This window comes from Paenibacillus lignilyticus, assembly GCF_017942085.1.
Lineage (GTDB): Bacteria > Bacillota > Bacilli > Paenibacillales > Paenibacillaceae > Paenibacillus_Z > Paenibacillus_Z lignilyticus.
Window position 1 is genome coordinate 372402 of sequence record NZ_JAGKSP010000003.1, and the last position, 17718, is coordinate 390119.

19 protein-coding genes and 2 riboswitches are annotated in these 17718 nt (G+C 49.1%); of the genes, 7 read left to right on the forward strand and 12 right to left on the reverse strand.

Features of this window, described 5'->3' with window-relative positions; genetic code table 11:
- Positions 1-12: 12 nt before the first annotated feature.
- From I8J30_RS11260 to I8J30_RS11275, 4 genes are all read right to left on the reverse strand, one after another.
- Positions 13-666 carry an urea amidolyase associated protein UAAP2 gene (locus tag I8J30_RS11260; RefSeq protein ID WP_210658245.1) on the reverse strand — a complete coding sequence of 218 codons (654 nt, stop codon included), beginning with the start codon at positions 664-666 and terminating at the stop codon, positions 13-15.
- A 68-nt stretch (positions 667-734) separates the two neighbouring features.
- On the reverse strand, positions 735-1460 hold the full coding sequence (locus I8J30_RS11265; RefSeq protein WP_210658247.1) for an urea amidolyase associated protein UAAP1: 726 nt from the start codon (positions 1458-1460) through the stop codon (positions 735-737).
- 53 nt (positions 1461-1513) lie between these two features.
- Positions 1514-1624, reverse strand: a riboswitch (guanidine-I (ykkC/yxkD leader).
- A gap of 203 nt (positions 1625-1827) precedes the next feature.
- Positions 1828-3831 (reverse strand): LTA synthase family protein, encoded by a 2004-nt coding sequence (locus tag I8J30_RS11270; RefSeq protein WP_338044852.1) that lies wholly within the window; start codon positions 3829-3831, stop codon positions 1828-1830.
- Entirely contained in the window at positions 3801-4679 is an 879-nt protein-coding gene (locus tag I8J30_RS11275; RefSeq protein WP_210658250.1) for a radical SAM/SPASM domain-containing protein, read from the reverse strand. The genes I8J30_RS11270 and I8J30_RS11275 overlap by 31 nt, the downstream gene beginning before the upstream one ends.
- Before the next feature lie 197 nt (positions 4680-4876).
- Here I8J30_RS11275 and I8J30_RS11280 point away from each other — a divergent pair, with 197 nt between their 5' ends.
- Entirely contained in the window at positions 4877-5680 is an 804-nt protein-coding gene (locus I8J30_RS11280; protein ID WP_210658252.1) for a hypothetical protein, read from the forward strand.
- Positions 5681-6225: 545 nt separating this feature from the next.
- On the opposite strand, the gene I8J30_RS11285 is transcribed toward I8J30_RS11280, so the two are convergent.
- The 4 genes from I8J30_RS11285 to I8J30_RS11300 form a co-directional block, all read right to left on the reverse strand.
- Positions 6226-6552 carry a hypothetical protein gene (locus I8J30_RS11285; RefSeq protein WP_091215991.1) on the reverse strand — a complete coding sequence of 109 codons (327 nt, stop codon included), beginning with the start codon at positions 6550-6552 and terminating at the stop codon, positions 6226-6228.
- Positions 6553-6649: 97 nt separating this feature from the next.
- Positions 6650-6946 carry a DUF6509 family protein gene (locus I8J30_RS11290; RefSeq protein ID WP_210658254.1) on the reverse strand — a complete coding sequence of 99 codons (297 nt, stop codon included), beginning with the start codon at positions 6944-6946 and terminating at the stop codon, positions 6650-6652.
- Positions 6947-7027: 81 nt separating this feature from the next.
- A complete protein-coding gene (locus tag I8J30_RS11295) occupies positions 7028-7540 on the reverse strand; it encodes a methylated-DNA--[protein]-cysteine S-methyltransferase (RefSeq protein WP_210658256.1) in 513 nt (170 codons plus the stop codon).
- A complete protein-coding gene (locus tag I8J30_RS11300; protein WP_240548025.1) occupies positions 7537-8130 on the reverse strand; it encodes a bifunctional transcriptional activator/DNA repair enzyme AdaA in 594 nt (197 codons plus the stop codon). Before I8J30_RS11300 ends, I8J30_RS11295 begins: the two co-directional genes overlap by 4 nt.
- A gap of 150 nt (positions 8131-8280) precedes the next feature.
- Here I8J30_RS11300 and I8J30_RS11305 point away from each other — a divergent pair, with 150 nt between their 5' ends.
- The gene (locus I8J30_RS11305; protein WP_210658258.1) at positions 8281-9180 is read left to right on the forward strand and encodes a DNA-3-methyladenine glycosylase family protein; all 900 of its coding nucleotides are present in this window, start codon (positions 8281-8283) and stop codon (positions 9178-9180) included.
- A 51-nt stretch (positions 9181-9231) separates the two neighbouring features.
- Here the strand turns inward: I8J30_RS11305 and I8J30_RS11310 are convergent, their stop codons facing one another.
- Positions 9232-9450 (reverse strand): cold-inducible protein YdjO-related protein, encoded by a 219-nt coding sequence (locus I8J30_RS11310; RefSeq protein ID WP_240548057.1) that lies wholly within the window; start codon positions 9448-9450, stop codon positions 9232-9234.
- 125 nt (positions 9451-9575) lie between these two features.
- Positions 9576-9683, forward strand: a riboswitch (guanidine-I (ykkC/yxkD leader).
- Between the two features lie 98 nt (positions 9684-9781).
- Here I8J30_RS11310 and I8J30_RS11315 point away from each other — a divergent pair.
- Positions 9782-11128: an APC family permease gene (locus I8J30_RS11315; RefSeq protein WP_210658260.1), complete on the forward strand. Its 1347-nt coding sequence runs from the start codon at positions 9782-9784 to the stop codon at positions 11126-11128.
- Positions 11129-11158: 30 nt separating this feature from the next.
- On the opposite strand, the gene I8J30_RS11320 is transcribed toward I8J30_RS11315, so the two are convergent.
- From I8J30_RS11320 to I8J30_RS11330, 3 genes are all read right to left on the reverse strand, one after another.
- Positions 11159-11677, reverse strand: coding sequence for a glutathione peroxidase (locus I8J30_RS11320; RefSeq protein ID WP_210658262.1), 519 nt, complete (start codon positions 11675-11677; stop codon positions 11159-11161).
- Positions 11678-11783: 106 nt separating this feature from the next.
- Positions 11784-12692: a hypothetical protein gene (locus I8J30_RS11325; protein WP_210658263.1), complete on the reverse strand. Its 909-nt coding sequence runs from the start codon at positions 12690-12692 to the stop codon at positions 11784-11786.
- Between the two features lie 80 nt (positions 12693-12772).
- Positions 12773-12988, reverse strand: coding sequence for a hypothetical protein (locus I8J30_RS11330; protein WP_210658265.1), 216 nt, complete (start codon positions 12986-12988; stop codon positions 12773-12775).
- A 205-nt stretch (positions 12989-13193) separates the two neighbouring features.
- Between I8J30_RS11330 and I8J30_RS11335 the strand changes: the two genes are divergently transcribed.
- The 4 genes from I8J30_RS11335 (at position 13194) to I8J30_RS11350 (ending at position 17703) form a co-directional block, all read left to right on the forward strand.
- A complete protein-coding gene (locus tag I8J30_RS11335) occupies positions 13194-14276 on the forward strand; it encodes an endospore germination permease (protein ID WP_210658267.1) in 1083 nt (360 codons plus the stop codon).
- Positions 14269-15654 carry a spore germination protein gene (locus tag I8J30_RS11340; RefSeq protein ID WP_210658269.1) on the forward strand — a complete coding sequence of 462 codons (1386 nt, stop codon included), beginning with the start codon at positions 14269-14271 and terminating at the stop codon, positions 15652-15654. The genes I8J30_RS11335 and I8J30_RS11340 overlap by 8 nt, the downstream gene beginning before the upstream one ends.
- Entirely contained in the window at positions 15651-16760 is a 1110-nt protein-coding gene (locus tag I8J30_RS11345) for a Ger(x)C family spore germination protein (protein ID WP_210658272.1), read from the forward strand. Before I8J30_RS11340 ends, I8J30_RS11345 begins: the two co-directional genes overlap by 4 nt.
- Positions 16761-16956: 196 nt before the next feature.
- Positions 16957-17703 carry a C40 family peptidase gene (locus I8J30_RS11350; RefSeq protein WP_210658275.1) on the forward strand — a complete coding sequence of 249 codons (747 nt, stop codon included), beginning with the start codon at positions 16957-16959 and terminating at the stop codon, positions 17701-17703.
- The last annotated feature ends 15 nt before the right edge of the window (positions 17704-17718 follow it).

The following is a 17718-nucleotide window of genomic DNA, read 5'->3' on the forward strand; positions in this document are numbered from 1 at the left end:
CTCTATTTCTCTCTATGGATTCCAGATCAACACCCGAATCGGAGTTGGGTTATAGGCATTACATGGATTATTTAATTGAGGACAATTGCTGATTAACACCATTGTGCGGGCAATCGATTCCATCTCTACATAACAACCCGGTGCCGACACCCCATCGGCAAACCGCAGCCCGCCATCTTGTGACACCGGTACATTCATGAAGAAATTCACATTGGGTGCCAAATCCCGTTTCGTATAGCCGCCATCATGTTTGGCCAGCTGCAGCATGAAGGTATCGCGGCAATTGTGCATTTGGAGCTTCTCATGCGCATACCGCACAGTATTACTCTGAGCGGAACAAGAGCCGCCGACCGTGTCATGTCTGCCGCAAGTATCGGCTACGATCTTCACCAGTTCTTTGCCGGATTCAGCCCTAAGCACGGAGCCTGTCGTTAAATAAATGTTTCCTTGTCCCGTAATGGTCGCGACCGCACTATAATGGTCTTCCGGATTCTCCGCATCGTAGAACAACGTATCAGCCGCTTGGTTCCCTTCCAAATCCACGATCCGCAGTACTTGCCCCGGCTGAAGCTCCTTCATCCAGCCATCCCCCGCCAATACAATTTCATCTATAATTGCCGTTTCCGGTTGCAGTAAACTTTCGTGTCGGTTAAATGCAGTAGTCATCGTAGTTCCTCCTTATGAATAGTTGCACGATTGAATCTATATGGCCGCATTGCGCTTATTGAGATGGATCAGCGGCCTGCGAGCAAGTAGTACTCCGCCGTATTCTCGAATGCTCGCCGGTTCTCGGATCTAAAGTTGCAGCAATAATCCGTATCCAGATCGACAGCCGGGGCAGGCAGCACCTCAAGCTGTACAGGAGCTGTCGGATAGTGAGTGCTCGGATTCAACGGGTTCGGCGTATTCGACACGACGAGGAGAATGTCCATCTCTGTCCGAAGCGTTACGGAAGCACCTTCCTTACAATGTGAGGCATCATAGATCATTCGGCCCACGTCGTTACAGCTCACCTTCGAGAACAAATTGACGACCGGCCCCATATCGCGGATGCCTAAACCGCTGCGGACGAGCTCTACCGCGAAATTCTCATAGCCGCTGCGCAGCCATTCATTCCGAAGCTGTTGATAGGTGGATTGGCCATACTTGGCATCTGTGGTAGCGCGAGTCATAAAGCCGGTTATCGTGTCATGCCAGCCTAAATCATCTTCGACGAAGCTCGCCATTGCGCGGCCGTTATCGCTCATCAGAATATTTCCGCGAGTCAAATGTGCCGTATATTGGGCTTTCAGTGTGTCCGGCATGTTGTAGCGCTCCGTCAAATCATCCGCGTGAAACATCATGACCGACAAATTCGCGTTATCCTGCAAGGCCGTAAACCGAAGTAACCTTCCTCTGCTGATCCTCGCAGACCATTTATCCCCTGCCCCAAAGGTGGTGCTCCATAAGCTTGTCGTCATTGAATATTCCTCCTCGAAAAGTGATTGAAATATAAAAAGCCCGAGAGATTGGTTTCTCCCAGGCTTTTATCCTTCCGTGTTATGCAGCGCTGCCGCACACCATCTCTCGGACCAGTCTTACATGAAAGAATCGCTCACGCAACGGAACCCTAGATGATTAGTTGTCCTCAATAGCTAACATGAGAACCGATATTCAATTGTTAAAACCTGCTATTGATTCGTATTATAGGGGGGTTTTCGTGAAAGTGTCAATCCTTATGTAAGGTATTATTACATTAACGTTCGTTAGGCAATACAAACAGCACCTAAAAAAAACCTCCCCTGCGTGCGTTTGGCGCACTTAGGAGAGGATGAATCGGGAACTAATTTAATGTCGCTGCGGAAGCGATTTTACATACCGGTCGGATACATCCATCAGTTGCATCACATAATCATAGTCGCTTCGATAAGGAGTAAGATTCGTCACCGGCTCCAGCGTTCGAATGTTTACCGCTTTGCCATCCTCGAAGCCTTTGCCCGGCACAAACAGAATGTCATCGTTGTAGAACGAGCCTGTCGGCAAATAATAACGCGTTCCAAACACATTCCGGTCTACATTAAGCAAATCATGGCCGAAGGCCGTAAACTGTTCATCCTTCAGCGACACGCCGAGCAAATTCGCGACTGTCGGCATAATATCCAGCTGGCCGCCTACACGTTCGACTACCTTCCCTTGCTGACCGGGGGCATGAATAATTAGCGGGATATTAAACCGACTCACTTGCGGGTCGTATTTAATTCCAAGCGCTTGCTTCACAAACGCAGGATCGTTCTCGTCCGGCTGGAGTCCAAAATGGTCTCCATACAGCACCAAAACGGTATTATCCCATTGCCCCGTCGCTTTGAGCTTATCGATTAACGTTCCGATTGCATAATCCGTATAGTTGACGCCGAGCAAATAGTTGCCCAGCTGTGTTCCTTTCAACTGCTCCGGAAGTTTCATTTTCATGCGATCCAATGGAACTTCGAACGGAAAGTGATTCGACACGGTAATAAACTGACCGTAATACGGCTTGCTGCCGCCGCTTACTTCCTGCAGCTTCTCGACTCCAACGCGGAACAACTCCTCATCCGAAGCTCCGAAGCTGTTATAGTGATCGTTTTTGTAATAAGGCTTGTCAAAATAATGATCAAACCCCAGTGCTGCGTAGAGCTTGTTGCGATCCCAGAATGTCACATCGTTCACATGGAACGTATTTGTGACATAGCCGCTTTTCTTCAGCAACTTCGGGAGACTGGGGATATCACGATCCCCATAACCGGTAGACATCGCGATTTTCGCGGTCGGGTAGATGGACGTGTTGGACATAAACTCGGCATCCGATGTATTCCCCTGCCCGATTTGCTGGAACACATTCGGGAAATAGAAGCTTTCATCTGCCAGCTTGTTCAGCACGGGTGTCAGCTCCTGGCCGCCAACGGACAAATGAATCGGAAAGTTCTGAAACGCCTCCATCTGGATGATGATCAGATTCTTGCCCTTCTGCGTGCCGTAATAGGCCGCCGGAGCTCCGCCCGCCCCATCCTTATAAGGATAGCTTGTTTGAAGATCGCTTGCTTCCTGCGTGATTTTGTCGATATCCCCTTCAGCGGCTACGCTGTTATCTTGTGCCGCTTTAATGGCTGCGGAGATTTGGTAATTCAAGAAACCTTCCTGCTCTGCTTCGACAAGTTCATTTTCGATGGGCATGCCTACTTGAATGACACGAGCCGAAAGCGCGAAACTCAGGATCAGAATCAGCGTCATCACGACACGATAAATCGGCGTCACGGACCGCTTGCTGTATCCGCCGTTACTGCTCCAAGAGCGGCGACGGCGCGAACCTCTCACGGTAGTGATGATCCATATTGCCAACCCAATCGCCAAATCGGCAAAAAACAAGAAGTGATTCAATTGGATCGTCGATTCTACGCTTGATCCGATTTTCGTCACCTGATGCAGCTCGTACAGAGCCGTATAGGTCGGTACGTTCCCGAAATGTTCGAAATAAACAGCCGACGAGAATAACGCGAAGGAATAAATGAGATTCACCGCGCCGTATATGGCAGTTCGGAGCTTACTTGGTGTAACCAGTTCTATTACGCTGAGCAAGACCAAGATAGCGCCAAGGTCCGCGAAAATATGCGACACATCAATTTCGTGAAATAAAAAATAGCGCAGCAGCAGCATTTTGGCAAAGAATAGTGCAATTGCCAAATAGAATAACGGAATTCTCGCATTCTTCTCCTGATTCAGAGAAAGCAGCGTCCCCCGCTGATGGATCGGAAAATGATTCATAACGACTTTCTGTACCTTCTTTCTTATAAGCTGAACCGTTGTCGGAAGCCGCACTTCCGGCATAGCTCCTCGACAACTTCCCTGCGCGAGAATCCGTCATACAGCCGGTTCGCGCGGTCGCCTTCCATGATGTCTGAGAACGGTGTCTGATGAATGTTGCCAAGATTGATGACGCCTTCGCCGTCTAAGCAGCAAGGCACTACCGTGCCGTCAACCAGAATGCCGGCTTGATTGCGCAGCGCATGGCAGAACCCTTTGCCCTCGTCTTCTTTCTCCTTCAGATCCGGCCACTTAAACTCCACCTCGTGGTTCAAATATACGCGATCCGCGATCTTTATCCCATTCCCGCGCTGGAACTTCTCTTGAATGCGGAAATCCAAATCGAAGGCTTCCTCGATCTGCTGCAAAATCTCTTGATTGCGGTTAACTTCCACATTGACCTCATTGTCTTCAGCCAAATTCCATAACCGAAGCGACACCAGCATGTCCGAGGTAGCCACAGCCTCTTTCACGAACGACAGCACGCTGCCAACGTAACCTTCTTTATCAACGGAACCTTCATGTCCGTCAAAGCTATGCAGCGAGAAGTTCATTTGACGAAGAGCGGGTTTGCCCATGATCTTATGTTTGGCTTTGTGCAGCAGCGTTCCGTTCGTCGTAATATTCACCTTAAATCCGCGCTCATGACTGAGATCCAGCAGCTGATCAATCTTCGGATGCAGCAGCGGTTCGCCTTTTAGGTGAAAGTAGATATAGTCGGTGTGCGGTTTGATTTCATCTAGAATTTTCGTGAAATCTTCGATCTTGATGAAGCTCGCCTGACGTTTCGTTTGTGGACAGAAGGAGCAAGCCAGGTTGCAGACACTCGTTATTTCGATATAAAATTTCTTGAACTTTTTCATCCCGATTAGGCCCCGTTCATACGATCATTATAGGTTGCGGTGCAATAACATACCCTCCATTATAAATCGCCGACGCAAAAGCTGTCCACTTAAGGACACTGGAAACGTCGGTTTTGCCGTTGACACAAGGGCATTTCGCAACTTATAATTGCTATTCATGCAATTGAGAAATATTATCAAAGGAGTGCACGCCAATAATGATGAACGAGCCCGTCATCGATTTCTCGCAATTCGATTCGTATTACATACGCGTGTCGCCGACTGGTGCTGCAACCCCCTCCTTCGAGATGCCTGCGACTGATTTTTCGCGCGTCGATGCAGTGAAGAAAGCGATTGAGATCGCAAGTTTGACGGCGCGCGCTACCGGCCCAGAGCTGGCAGCTTCTTTTATCGGCGGCTCATTATTCAATTTGTGCAAAGCAAGACTGCTCTTACTGTCCCGATATAACATCCTTCTTGACATGTCGCTTGATAAACTCACGTTTCAAATGGAAGATTTCGGGACTTACAATATGTTCGGCTATAAGCTGCATGAAGTCCGCTATACAGTCCTACCGGATGATGCCGACCGCGGAGAGCTTGTCCGAGACGCGCTTGAGGCAGATTTTCGAGACGTTGTTGGACCGATACTGAACGCCCTTGCTTCTGCGGGGAACCTCAAACCAGCTGTCATATGGATGCAATTCGGCAGCATGCTGGCTAACATGATAACCACTTTCGAGGCAAAAGAAACCCATGACGCCGTGCGGGAGCGCTTCGCTCACGATTGCAAGGTGCTCACGGAACAGCTCGAACCGGGCCTATTCGGCAGCAGACGCAATCCTTTCGCACATAAGCCTAGATATGTCGACAGCCCCTACCAGCTCGGCGGCAAAACGATGATTCGTTCCGGCTGCTGCATGTACCACTGCCGCGAAGACGGCGACATGTGCTACAACTGCCCAAAACTCACCACCTCTCAGCGCGAAGAACGCTACGCGCGCATTGTCGGAGCGAGCTAGAACATTAACGGCTGAACGGATTATTATCCCGTTCAGCCTTTTTTGAACCAACTCGCGCCAATCCACCTGGCCGCACGCCTCCGCGGCGGACGCTGAGAATCGGAATATCCTACTCTCAGAGTCAAACCCACACCGAATTGTCGCCGAGCGTCGGAAAAACCGTCTCTCAGCATGCAAACTACGCACTTTTATCCCGAGGTGGGGGCTGAGAGTCGGGGAATCCGACTCTCAGAGCCATATCCACGCCGAATTGACGCAGAGAATCGGAAAAACCGTCTCTCAGCATGCAAACCAACCACCTTCACGCAGCGATAGAAGCTGAGAGTTCGAAAATCGCACTCTCAGCTCCGAAATCACGCCGATCTAATGCCGAGAGTTCCACAATCGCACTCTCAGCTCCAACATCACGCCGAAGTGATGCTGAAAGCTCCAAATTCGCACTCTCAGCACTCCAAGACACCGTCCACTCCGGTTTCGGCGCACATTCCGCCACCCAGCAACCTCAACAAAAAAGGCAGCCACATGGCTGCCTCCAATAATCATCGTTACTCACTCGTCAGCATGGCGTGCATTTCGTCCTTCGTTCGCTCCTGCCGAAGTACATGCTCCGCGGAGATGTCGGACTTGTTCTCGTTGCGGAACCACTTGCCATCCAGGTAGTAGCCGTTGACTCGAGCCATGGAGTAGAACGCGCACAGCTGATTGGCAATTCGGATGGCATGCTCTTTGGTTTGGGCCGAATATAACGTATTACCGAAACTGAGTGGATTGTTGTTGCATTGAATGTTGACATTAAATGGCCCTTCATCACCTTCTACCTGCTTCACCAAAATTTGATTGTTGTAGCAATTGAGCAGATAATGAACTGTCATGTCATACACCGCCTTAATCACTTTGTTTCGGCACGCTGTTTGCTTGCCGTACAAACTATTACACAAGCCTGCTCATTTCTAAGCAGTTCACCTTATTCTATTCTTCGGCTTCCGAGAAATGCGCTTTACAAAAACTATCAATTAGCTGCTCTTCCTCGTCTTCCAGCTCGGCATCGACATAGCGATCGTTAATGCTTTCGTACAGCTCATACTTCACGATGCCGGACGCCTCGCCATCCACTTTATAAATGACGCGGATATAAACGCCATTCTCCACGAACAGCTCATCATCCTCAGGCAAGTCCACATCCAGCCTAAACTCATATCGATCGCCTGCAAGAATGCCGAACGGATCTTTAACTTTATCCACCGAAAATGCCGTAATCGAAATCATTGCCTCATCCCTTCAAATTCCTCAAGTTATGCCTCATGTGTTAGTATATCGTCTATTTCCATTCCTTTAAACACCTGCGCCTCACCGGCCTGCCAGAACGCCTTCCAATCGGAGCAGCTTCTCCTTCGCATCCATCCCGCCGCGGAAACCGGTTAACGCGCCATTCTTCCCGATTACCCGGTGACATGGCACAACGATTAGCACCGGATTCGCGCCGATAGCTGTCCCGACGGCTCGAACAGCGCTTGCTTTGCCAATCCGCTCCGCAATATCAGAATAGGAACAGGTCTCCCCATGGGGGATTTGCTCCAGCGCTTGCCAGACCATTTGCTGAAAAGCTGTTCCCTTCACACTCAGCGGCAGCCGGAAACTTGTCAGCTCCCCATTCAAATAAGCGCGAAGCTGCTTCCCATATCCCTCCAAACGCAAGTCATCTCTAACCAGCATCCATCCAGGATAATGTCTCGCACACCATTCAGCGACCTCATCCAATGATGCAGCAGGCGAGCTAACATAACTTAAACCTTCATCAGTCGCAACAAGAATGAGCAGCCAGGATGCATCGTCAATCTCCGTCCAATACAAATTTTTCATCGTTCCCCGTCCTCCCCTAAGTCCATCTTCTTGCATGGATTCGCAGCAGCCATCCGATAAGCCGACGGCGAGCTGCCCGTTTCCTTCTGATAAACCGTTGCAAAATGAGCCGCATTCGGATAACCCACTCGCACGCCTATTTCACTAATAGTTAACTCGGTAGCGGACAATAGCAGCTCCTTCGCCGCCTCAACGCGTACTTGCTGCAAATACGCAGCGGGGGACTTGCCTTTGATTCGCTTAAACGTTCGCTGTATATGATAAGGACTGACATGCGCCAGCTCAGCTAATGCAGCTAAAGTAAGCGGCTCCTCGTATCGCTCATTCATCATGGCTGCAATCGACTCCACCCATTCTTCCTCAGGAAGTCGCCTTCCTTCCGGCTTGCATCGTTTACACGGCCGATATTCACTCGCGAGGGCAGCTTGCGCATTCAAGAAGATGTGTACATGCTTCGGATTAGGCGTTCTCGATTTGCAAGAGGGCCTGCAGAAAATTCCGGTCGAACTCACGCCGTAGTAGAATCGACCATCGTACGAAGCATCGCAGCTCGCAATCGCCAGCCACATTTCGCTTGTCATCATGGGCATGCACCTTCACCTCCATGAGAAGAAGTATACCCTCTTTACAGAGCCGATGTAAGCTTTCCCGCATGAGAACGCAAGATTACGAAAGCGAACAACCGTTAAAATATGATACAACTAGTCATGTACCCGAATTGAAAGGAGGCCTCCGAACGAGTGATTCACGCCATTACGATCCATCCGCCTGCCCCGTTCAGCAGTGCCCATATCATTGACTATTTGAAACGATCCAGTAACGAATGCTTGTTTCATGTCGAAAATAATGCCGTACTGCGGCTTATCCCCACTGCGAGTAATCCCGTACTCATAAGAATCACGCCCGATCATAACGATTCACTGATTATCGAGTTCCCCGCTTTGAACGAAGATCCTTCTCAGGAGCTTCGCGAGACTGCTGCCCGCTATGTATGGGAATGGTTCGATTGCGAACGCGACCTACAGCCTTTCTATGAATTGGCTGAGCAGGACGACCTGCTTCGGGATACGGTTAAGCAATTCCACGGTCTGCGAGTAGTCGGCATCGACGACTTATTCGAAGCGCTCAGCTGGGGAATCATGGGCCAGCAAATTAATTTAACCTTTGCCTATACACTCAAGAGGCGATTTGTGGAGCGATTCGGCTCATCACTGGAGTGGAATGGCCAATGTTACTTTACCTTCCCTGCACCAGAACAAATCGCCGCTCTTCAGGTATCCGACCTGACGGAAATGCAGTTTACCGGCCGCAAATCCGAGTACTTAATCGGAACCGCCACCGAGATTGCCGAAGGCCGATTATCCAAAGAACAGCTAATGGCACTGGAAGACTGGCCCGCTATTGAGAAAGCATTAACACGAATACGCGGAATCGGGCCATGGACAGCTAACTATGTACTGATGCGTTGTTTGCGGATGCCCGCTGCTTTCCCGCTCGAGGACGCTGGGCTGCACAATGCGCTGAAATACCTTATGCAGCGGCCGGATAAACCTTCCCTGGCAGAGATCAAACAGCTCTCCTCGAAATGGGGCGACTGGAAAGCCTACGCTACCTTCTACCTGTGGCGGACCCTGTATTAGCACCGCCCCCTCCTCCCCTCCACGAACATATAAAAAGCCGCCAATTGGCGGCTAAAAGTCAAATTCATTTTTCTTCTTTCGCGGTTGGGATTTAATCTTGTTCTGAACAGCCGGTAAATGCCTCATACTGCGATGCATCGGTCCTTTGCAGATCGGACAAGCTTGTTCACCCGCTTCAGCAAACTCCTCACGAACCCACGCCTTACAATCCGCATTTTTGCATTTCCAAATCTTCGTTGCGATTAACTTCGGTTTCTCCTCTTCATTCATAGACAATGTAATAGCATCCTTTCTCTTGCTGCCTGAACGAAGCCAGTTCGCACGCCATTTAATTTTCAATTGACGATCAGGTAGTTTATGTTATATTATCTAACAAAACAACGTAACTAAATATGCCATACGTTTTCTAGGGTTCCGCAGCCACCTATCAGGCACGCTGGTCTGGACCGAGAGAGAACGCACAGCCGCTGCTGTGTTCACGGAGGGATAAAAGCCCGGGAGGATCTCATTTAGGGATGCCTTCCGCGCTTTTTTTATTATCAAGCCATTCATCCTAAGATGCAATGGTTTGCAAGCGAGATGACGGAAGGGTGCTGCACACATGAACGTACAAGTCAAACTAACGCCAACATTATCGTTATTTCAAATCGTGTTCTTAGGCCTTGCTTGGATGACACCGATGATCTACTTCTCGATTTACGGAATTGCTTATGAATCTTCTGCCGGCATGTTAACCCAAGCGTATTTGACCGCTTTTGTCGCCATCATGTTTACCGCCTACAGCTATGGCCAAATGTCGAAAGCCCACTCAAGCTCCGGGTCAGCTTATTCCTATGTGAAGAAATCTATACATCCCTACCTCGGCTTCCTTGTCGGCTGGGCTTTACTGCTGGACTATCTCTTCTCGCCCATAATCGCCTGCTTAACGTTCGGCATTTATATGCATGCCCAATTTCCGGCGATTCCGTCCTACCTTTGGATGATCGGAATCAATCTGCTCATCACGCTGGTGAATCTGCGCGGCGCATCATTCTCGGCTAATCTGAGCAAATGGTTCGTCCTCATTCAAATGGGCTTTATCGCCTTATTTTGTACGTTACTCTATCGAGACCTAACTTCCATAAGCGAGCCACTCGCGCCACTCCTCCAACATGAGATTCCTTTCACCACGATACTTACAGGCGCTTCCATGATCTGCTTCTCCTTTCTCGGCTTCGATTCCATTACGACGATGTCGGAGGAAACGAAGAACGCAAGCAAAACCATCCCCAGAGCCATCGCTATTATTATTGGGATTGCGATCGTTTTATATGTCGTACCGTCTTATTTAACTCAGCTGGCATTCCCCAATCCAATCCCGTTTGCCAACATCGATTCGGCCGGACTGGAAATTGTGAAAATGGTCGGCGGAGCCATGCTTGGATCGGTATTCATCATTGTGCTCTTATTTGCAATCTTTACGCAAGGAATCTCTTCCGTTTCAAGCGTATCACGGCTCTTGTTGGTGATGGGACGCGAATCGATCTTACCGGAGCGCATCTTCGGTTATGTACACCCCAAACTCAAAACGCCTGCGGTTAATATTCTGGTTGTAGGCATGGTCTCCATGCTCGCACTGGTCATTCGGCTCGATACGGCAATCAAATTCGTGAATTTCGGCGCACTGACTGCCTTCTTCTTTGTCAACTTATCTGTCATCGGGCATTTCTACATCAAGGAGCGGAATCGTACTGTAAAAGGAACACTAACTTACTTCGTTCTGCCCGGCGCGGGCGCCTGTGTTATCGGCTACCTATTCCTACTGCTGAGCAAGGATGCGCTTATTATGGGACTTGTGTGGCTCCTTATCGGCGTGCTCTATCAAGCGTATCGCAATCCAGACACGCTGAAGCTCATCTTGCAACGAAACAAATCCTACTCGATCGAGAAATCAAAAAGCACCCCATAAGGGGTGCTTTCATGATTACCTAACATACAGTTAGTCGTTAACCGTATTTGGCGCCGCTCCCAGGCTGCCATTATCGATCAAGCTGCGAAGATCCGGTTCAATCGCTGCCGGATCCGTCGATGCCGGATACTGCTTCACAACGTTGCCTTCTTCATCAATGAGGAATTTCACGAAATTCCACTCGATTGTACCGGTATGGTAAGGGGCAGGCGCTGCGTCCACAAGATATTTATATAACGGATGAGCATCTTCCCCGATCACGTCAATTTTCGCAAACAACGGGAAGGTTACGCTGTAATTGAGCTCGCAGAAGCTTGCAATTTCCTCGTTCGTCCCCGGCTCTTGTCCGGCAAATTGATTACATGGGAAACCAAGTACGACGAAATTTTCGTCCTTATGGGCTTCATAAATCTGCTGTAAGCCTTTGTAATGAGGGGTAAGTCCACATGCGCTTGCCGTGTTGACGATAAGAAGAGTCTTGCCTTTATATGCGGACAGCGACTGCTCTTCGCCTGTAATCGTCTTGACGGTGAAATCGTAAATGCTCATCGATAGGTCCCTCCTGAATTGAGTTCACAGTATATTGCATTTAATTAAATTGTATAAAATGATTATAGCCTATGAACACCACTTCGAGCAACCCCTAAAATAACCATTATTCCTTCGTTAACACCTTCTGGAGCACCTTTACCAGATCCTCCACATCCTGCCAAATATGCGGTCTAACTCCTTGCGGCAGCTGTTGATCGGCCACTTGGCTTGTCCATATGATCGGAATCTCATTGCCTATCGCAAAGCCCGCACGCAACCACAGCTCCGCATTCGGATTCGTCACGTCCGCCACGAATAGTTTGCAATTGCCGACCTCTTGCAGTAACGCTTCAATCGGCTTAGGATCATGGCGCAGCGAGAGATCCTCCTCCAGAAACTTCGGTGCATAACCAAGCTGAATCAGCCTCGGGAATACCGTCTCCAGCCAATCTCTGCTTCCTTTTTCATCAATGCCGCTAAGCAGGACGTAACATGGTTTCAGCGCTTTTCCGCTCGCGGTATTAGCCGCCTCCACCCATCCTTTCTCCGTCAGCTTGAACGTAGAGCCGATGCGTTCGATATACCCTTCTTCTTTAAGCTTCTCCGTGATGAAGACGAGCTCTTGCAAATTTAATGAATATGTTAAATTATAGCTTTGCGAGAACTGATTAATAACGACCGGTTCACCCGGACCTCCGGTATGCCGGTGCAAATAACGGAGAAGCCGATTCCCCTTCTCTTCGGTTGTGATCGGAATTTGCGGGGATTGCAGGATGGTCTCCCGGTCCTCATAAGTAAGAACGACCTTCTCGTCGCAATCCGTCTGCTCTCGGATATAGGCCGACAGAATCGGGAACGAATTCCGTTTCTCCGAATACGACAACAGCCGGTAGGGCTCGTAGCTGTCTTCCTGCAGCCCATAAGATCCGCCCGGCGCGCACATACAGTCGATGTACCATTCATTGCCGCCTTTTCGTTTCACTTTCACTAATTCATCGCAAAATAAACAACGTTTCGATTCTAAAACTTCCATTGCTCTAATCACCCCTTACTTAACGATTCGCAGCCGCCGCAGCCGATCAGGGTGCTAAGGGGATTAAGCTTCTCTCATTATTATCCCTTGGCTTCATCCTCCTGCTTCGCAAGAACCCATTTCGCACCATCCCAGCGCAGTACATCACCGGCTGCGATTTCCTCCCCGGCTTTCTCCCGCGGCAGCGTGAGTTCCTTCCCGTTCACCTCGATGGCAATGCTCTTCCCATCTACGGCAACCACGTTCCCGAGCCGTTGAACGGCGCACTTGACATTAGTATTCGCTTCGTTTTCCATCCCTATAGCCCCCCGGGTTAAATATGATCCTACCAAGTCCAATCACCGCATGATTCGCTACATTCATTATACGCTTCCACCGAGTTAAGGCGCTATTCTCCCGGCAGCTTTCTGATGCCTCATCCTCGAGAACGCCGTAAATATGCATAAAAATTGACAAATTGGTAATTTTAACTACATTGCCATCGAATGGAGGTGCATGGAATTGAATGATAAAATCACCCCTTTCCAATTGTCCACCTTGCTGGTTACATTTATCGGAATCTCTAACCACGTCATCTTGATTCCCATCTTGCTGGATACAGCGAATAGGGACGCATGGATCTCAGTCTTGGCGGCCATCCTTCCATCCTTACTGCTCGGCTTGCTGTATGTCTATCTCTACAAACAGCTCCCTGCTTCGTTATCCACCTGGATGTTCGAGAAAGCGCCTGCGTTTATTTGGCTTATTTTCACCCTGCTGTTCACTGCATATTTCCTGACCCAAGCAAGCATCAGCATACGGGATACGATCATGTGGTCCAACTCGTCCTACTTGACCTATACGCCGCAGTGGGTAGTCGGCTTATGTCTCATTGGCATTAGTTATTACACGGCAAGAAAAGGGCTGGCCGCTATCGCCATCACAAACGGCATTCTTCTGCCTTTTATTATTGCGGCCGGATTGTACGTCATGACCGTGAACTTTCAATACAAGGATTACAACTACCTCTTTCCCATCTTCAAAAATTCGGCGCAATCGATCACGAAAGGCGCTTGGTATACGACTTCAGGCGTTACGGAGATCTTCCTCGTGCTCTTCCTGAAAGACGATGTGAAAGGAAAGCTGTCTGGACTCAATATCAGTCTGGTCGTTCTCATGTTAATCGAACTGACATTCGGGCCATTAACCGGCGTAATCGCCATGTTCGGTCCATTCGAAGCAACGCTGCTGCGATACCCTGCCTACGAGCAATGGAGGATGGCGGCCATCGGAAGCATGCTGAGCCAAACCGACTTTATGTCCATTTATCAATGGCTGGCCGGCGCGTTTATCCGCATTTCCTTGGCCATTTATATTATTCACACGCTGTGGGTGAAAAGGTGGAAGCATCCCGAGATCTTGCTCATTCTGATCTCTTCGCTCCTCCTTGCGGTCAATTTGCTTAGACTCTCGGATGTGAATTTTCACAATCAAGTGAGAAACTACTACGCAAGCTCCATCATTTTTTGCGGTGTAGTGAGCATCGTGATCTTAATTTGCATCCGGGTTGGAAAGAACAAAAAGGCGGTGCAGCGAAATGGCTAACCTGAACGAACGCGATATCCGGCTCCTATTCGAAGACTGCGGCGATGTTACCTTCGAACTCAATGGCACCTTTCTATTCGTCTTCTGCCAAGGATTAGCGAGCCGCGAGCAAATCAATGAAATCAGTAGATACGACACAGACCTTTGGCAACAGCATCCCGTTAATCTAACTTCACATTGGAAAAATGAACTCTCCTCGTATGTGTTTAACGGCGACTTATTCCTTTTCGATCGGGAAACGACTAACTGCTATGTGCAATACGTCTCAGATCCGCCCCAACGAACAACGGAAGAATCGGTCACGGAAACGTCTACGAAAGGAGCACGAGACGGATTTACCGAGAGTATACAGACGAACTTGGCGTTAATCCGAAAACGTTTGGCTACGCCGACACTCAAAGTCGAATCCTTTGCAATCGGTCTCCGAAGCCAGACTGCGATAAATCTCCTCTACATTCAAGATATCGCGAATAAAGGAGCGGTTAATGAAGCCAGACGCAGATTGCAAAACATACATATCGACGCGCTTGTTACAAGCTCACAGCTGGAAGAAGCCATCTCGGACCGTTCCTATTCGGTAATCCCCTTAATCGACAACACCGGACGACCTGATTTTGCCGCGGAATGCTTGATGAGCGGACGTTTCGTTATCCTGCTGGATAACTCGTCGCTGGCCATTATCGCCCCCATTACGCTTACATCGCTCATCAATTCACCGGAAGATGGCTATTTCCGAGCGGTAATCAGCTCTTTTCAACGGCTAATCCGATTTTGCGGCTGGTATTTGGCCCTGTTCCTACCTGCTTTCTACATTGCGCTGATCGGCTTTAATTTCGAGCAGGTGCCATTGCCTTTATTAGCTACAATTGCATCAAATCGCATCGGACTTCCCCTTTCCCTTCCATTCGAGGCGATAACCGTGCTCGTCTTGTTTGAATTGTTCAAAGAAGCCGGACAACGGCTGCCCAAATCGGTTGGTCCAACCGTTACCGTCGTCGGCGGCATCATCGTCGGCGACGCCGCTATTCGCGCCGGAATTACGTCTCCTACCGTAACCGTGGTGGCTGCAACAACGGTAATCGCCGGCTACACGCTCGTAAACCCGACGCTCAGCGGCATCGTGTCCATTGTCCGCATCGCCATCATGATTATCTCCTCGATTCTTGGCATGTTCGGATTCTTCATGTCCATTTTCTTCGTCGTCTCCTATCTGTCCGATCTCAAATCGTTCGGGATTCCGTACCTCTCTCCGATTTCGCCGCCGTCCTGGCCGGATCTTGTAGGAGCGTTTCTGAAGAAGCCGGCAAAGCTCATGAATAAGCGACCGCAGAACCTCTATTTGCAGGACGATACCAGGATGAAGGACGATAACCCATGAAAAGAACCTGGAAAGCCGCCGTTGTCAGCTGCCTCGTGTTATCGCTGTGCGGCTGCTGGGACGTGAAGAACATTCAATATTTCAACTTCGTTACCGTAATGGGGATTGATTACGTCGACGGTAAATATAAGATTTATGCGCAAATCAACGATCTCACCACAATGGCCAAGCAAGAAGGCGGCGGCCAAAGCGCTAAACCCGTCGTAATCGGCAAAGGCGAAGGCGAGAGCATCGGGATGGCAGTATTCGATCTGCAGAAAGAAAGTCAAATGCGAATGGATTGGACGCAGAATAAAGCGTTCATTTTCAGCGACCGGATTCTTGCCAAGGGGATTTTCGATATCCACGATGAATTGATGCGAACGCGCGATCAACGCTATACGCCATGGGTGTTCGCGACGAATGAAGATCTTGCTCAAATTCTAAGCACCATGCCGATCACCGGCAGTTCCTATGTTTCCACTTTGTACTATCAGCCGAATCTGTTGTTTAAGCAGCTCCAGTCTTCTTTCGAACCTATCCAATATCAGAAGCTGATCCGGTCCACAAGGGAGCCGTTCGAGACGACTTTGGTTGACCATGTAAAGCTCTCGAAAAACTGGAAGAAAGGGAGTACGGCGTTCACACTGCCAATCGTGGACGGGCTTGTCGCGCTCAAGAACGGAAAGAGCGAAGCTCGATTCAGCCGAGAAGAAGCTACCGGTGTGAAATGGTTAAAGAAGAACACCAGGCGCGGCATGCTTCCCATCAGGGATGAGCAAGGCACCTTCATTGGAACGGCTACGCTTAAGAGCCTTAAGGTGAAGAAACAAGCTGCTTATAAGGATGGTAAACGAATCGTCAAAATAAATCTCAACATGGACGCCGGTGTTCGGGAGCAGAAGAAGCCGTTCCCTCTGGTTGAGATGAATAAACTCCTCGAGAAGAGCTTATACGACGAAATTATGAAAACCTATGAGGTAGGCAAGAAACGTTCCACGGATATCTACTCTTTGAACGAGGTCTGGTATCGTAAAGGCCTTGCCGTAAACGAAGAGATTCCGGGAATTGAGTTGCATGTCAAAGTAAAGCTAATGGCCACCGGCATGCTTGAACTTCGGAAATAACGATTCGGTAAGTCAAGGCGGATTACATTAGACTTTTCTAATTGTATTCTCATAATCGGGATCATTCTTGATGCGGCACGGGTCTTCCGACTCATTGGAAAGTGGTGGTACAAAATGCAAAATGCTGTGTTATAGTGTTCCTAGGCAATCACAGCAGCCTGTACTCAACTACTATTCCGTACAGGAGGAATTCATCATGACAAACACACTAGCTCATAAACGATTAAATAAGAAACTTCTGAACCTTACATTAAGCTTATCCATTGCAATTGGCGGCGGAAGCATGCTCTTCACGCCGGATCCGACTCATGCAGCGACAGTTACGAAAACGATTACAACTACAAATCCGGCTTCGGCTGTGAATTCATCTATCGTGAATGACATCATTGCAACAGGTAAACAATATTTAGGCGTCGACTACAAATACGGCGCCAAAACAACAACGACTTCCGTATTCGACTGCTCCTCTTTTGTTCAATATATCTTTAAGCAGCATGGCATTGATTTACCGCGTACGTCCAGACAACAAGCTAAAGTCGGCACGAAAGTAACGAAGGATCAACTGCAGCCGGGCGATCTTGTGTTCTCCGATACCAACCGAGATGGCGTCATCAATCACGTGAGTCTCTATATTGGCGATGACAAACTGCTGCAAACATACCGTGTCGGCGTAGGTGTAACGGTGTCCAAATTCTCCGGCAGCTCGTGGGATAAGACATTCGTAACGGCGCGTCATGTCATTACCGGTGACAATACCGATAATACGGGCGAGAACGGCAATACGGATAATAGCGGCGACAATGGCAGCATTGATGACGGCAACACCGGCGACAATAACGATAACGACGGCACAATCGACGACACTCAACCTGAGCAGGCTGATGAATCCGCAGCGCCAACGCAATCATCCGGCAACTCCGGTCATTACAATCGGAATCGATAAGCTAAGCTTAGAACA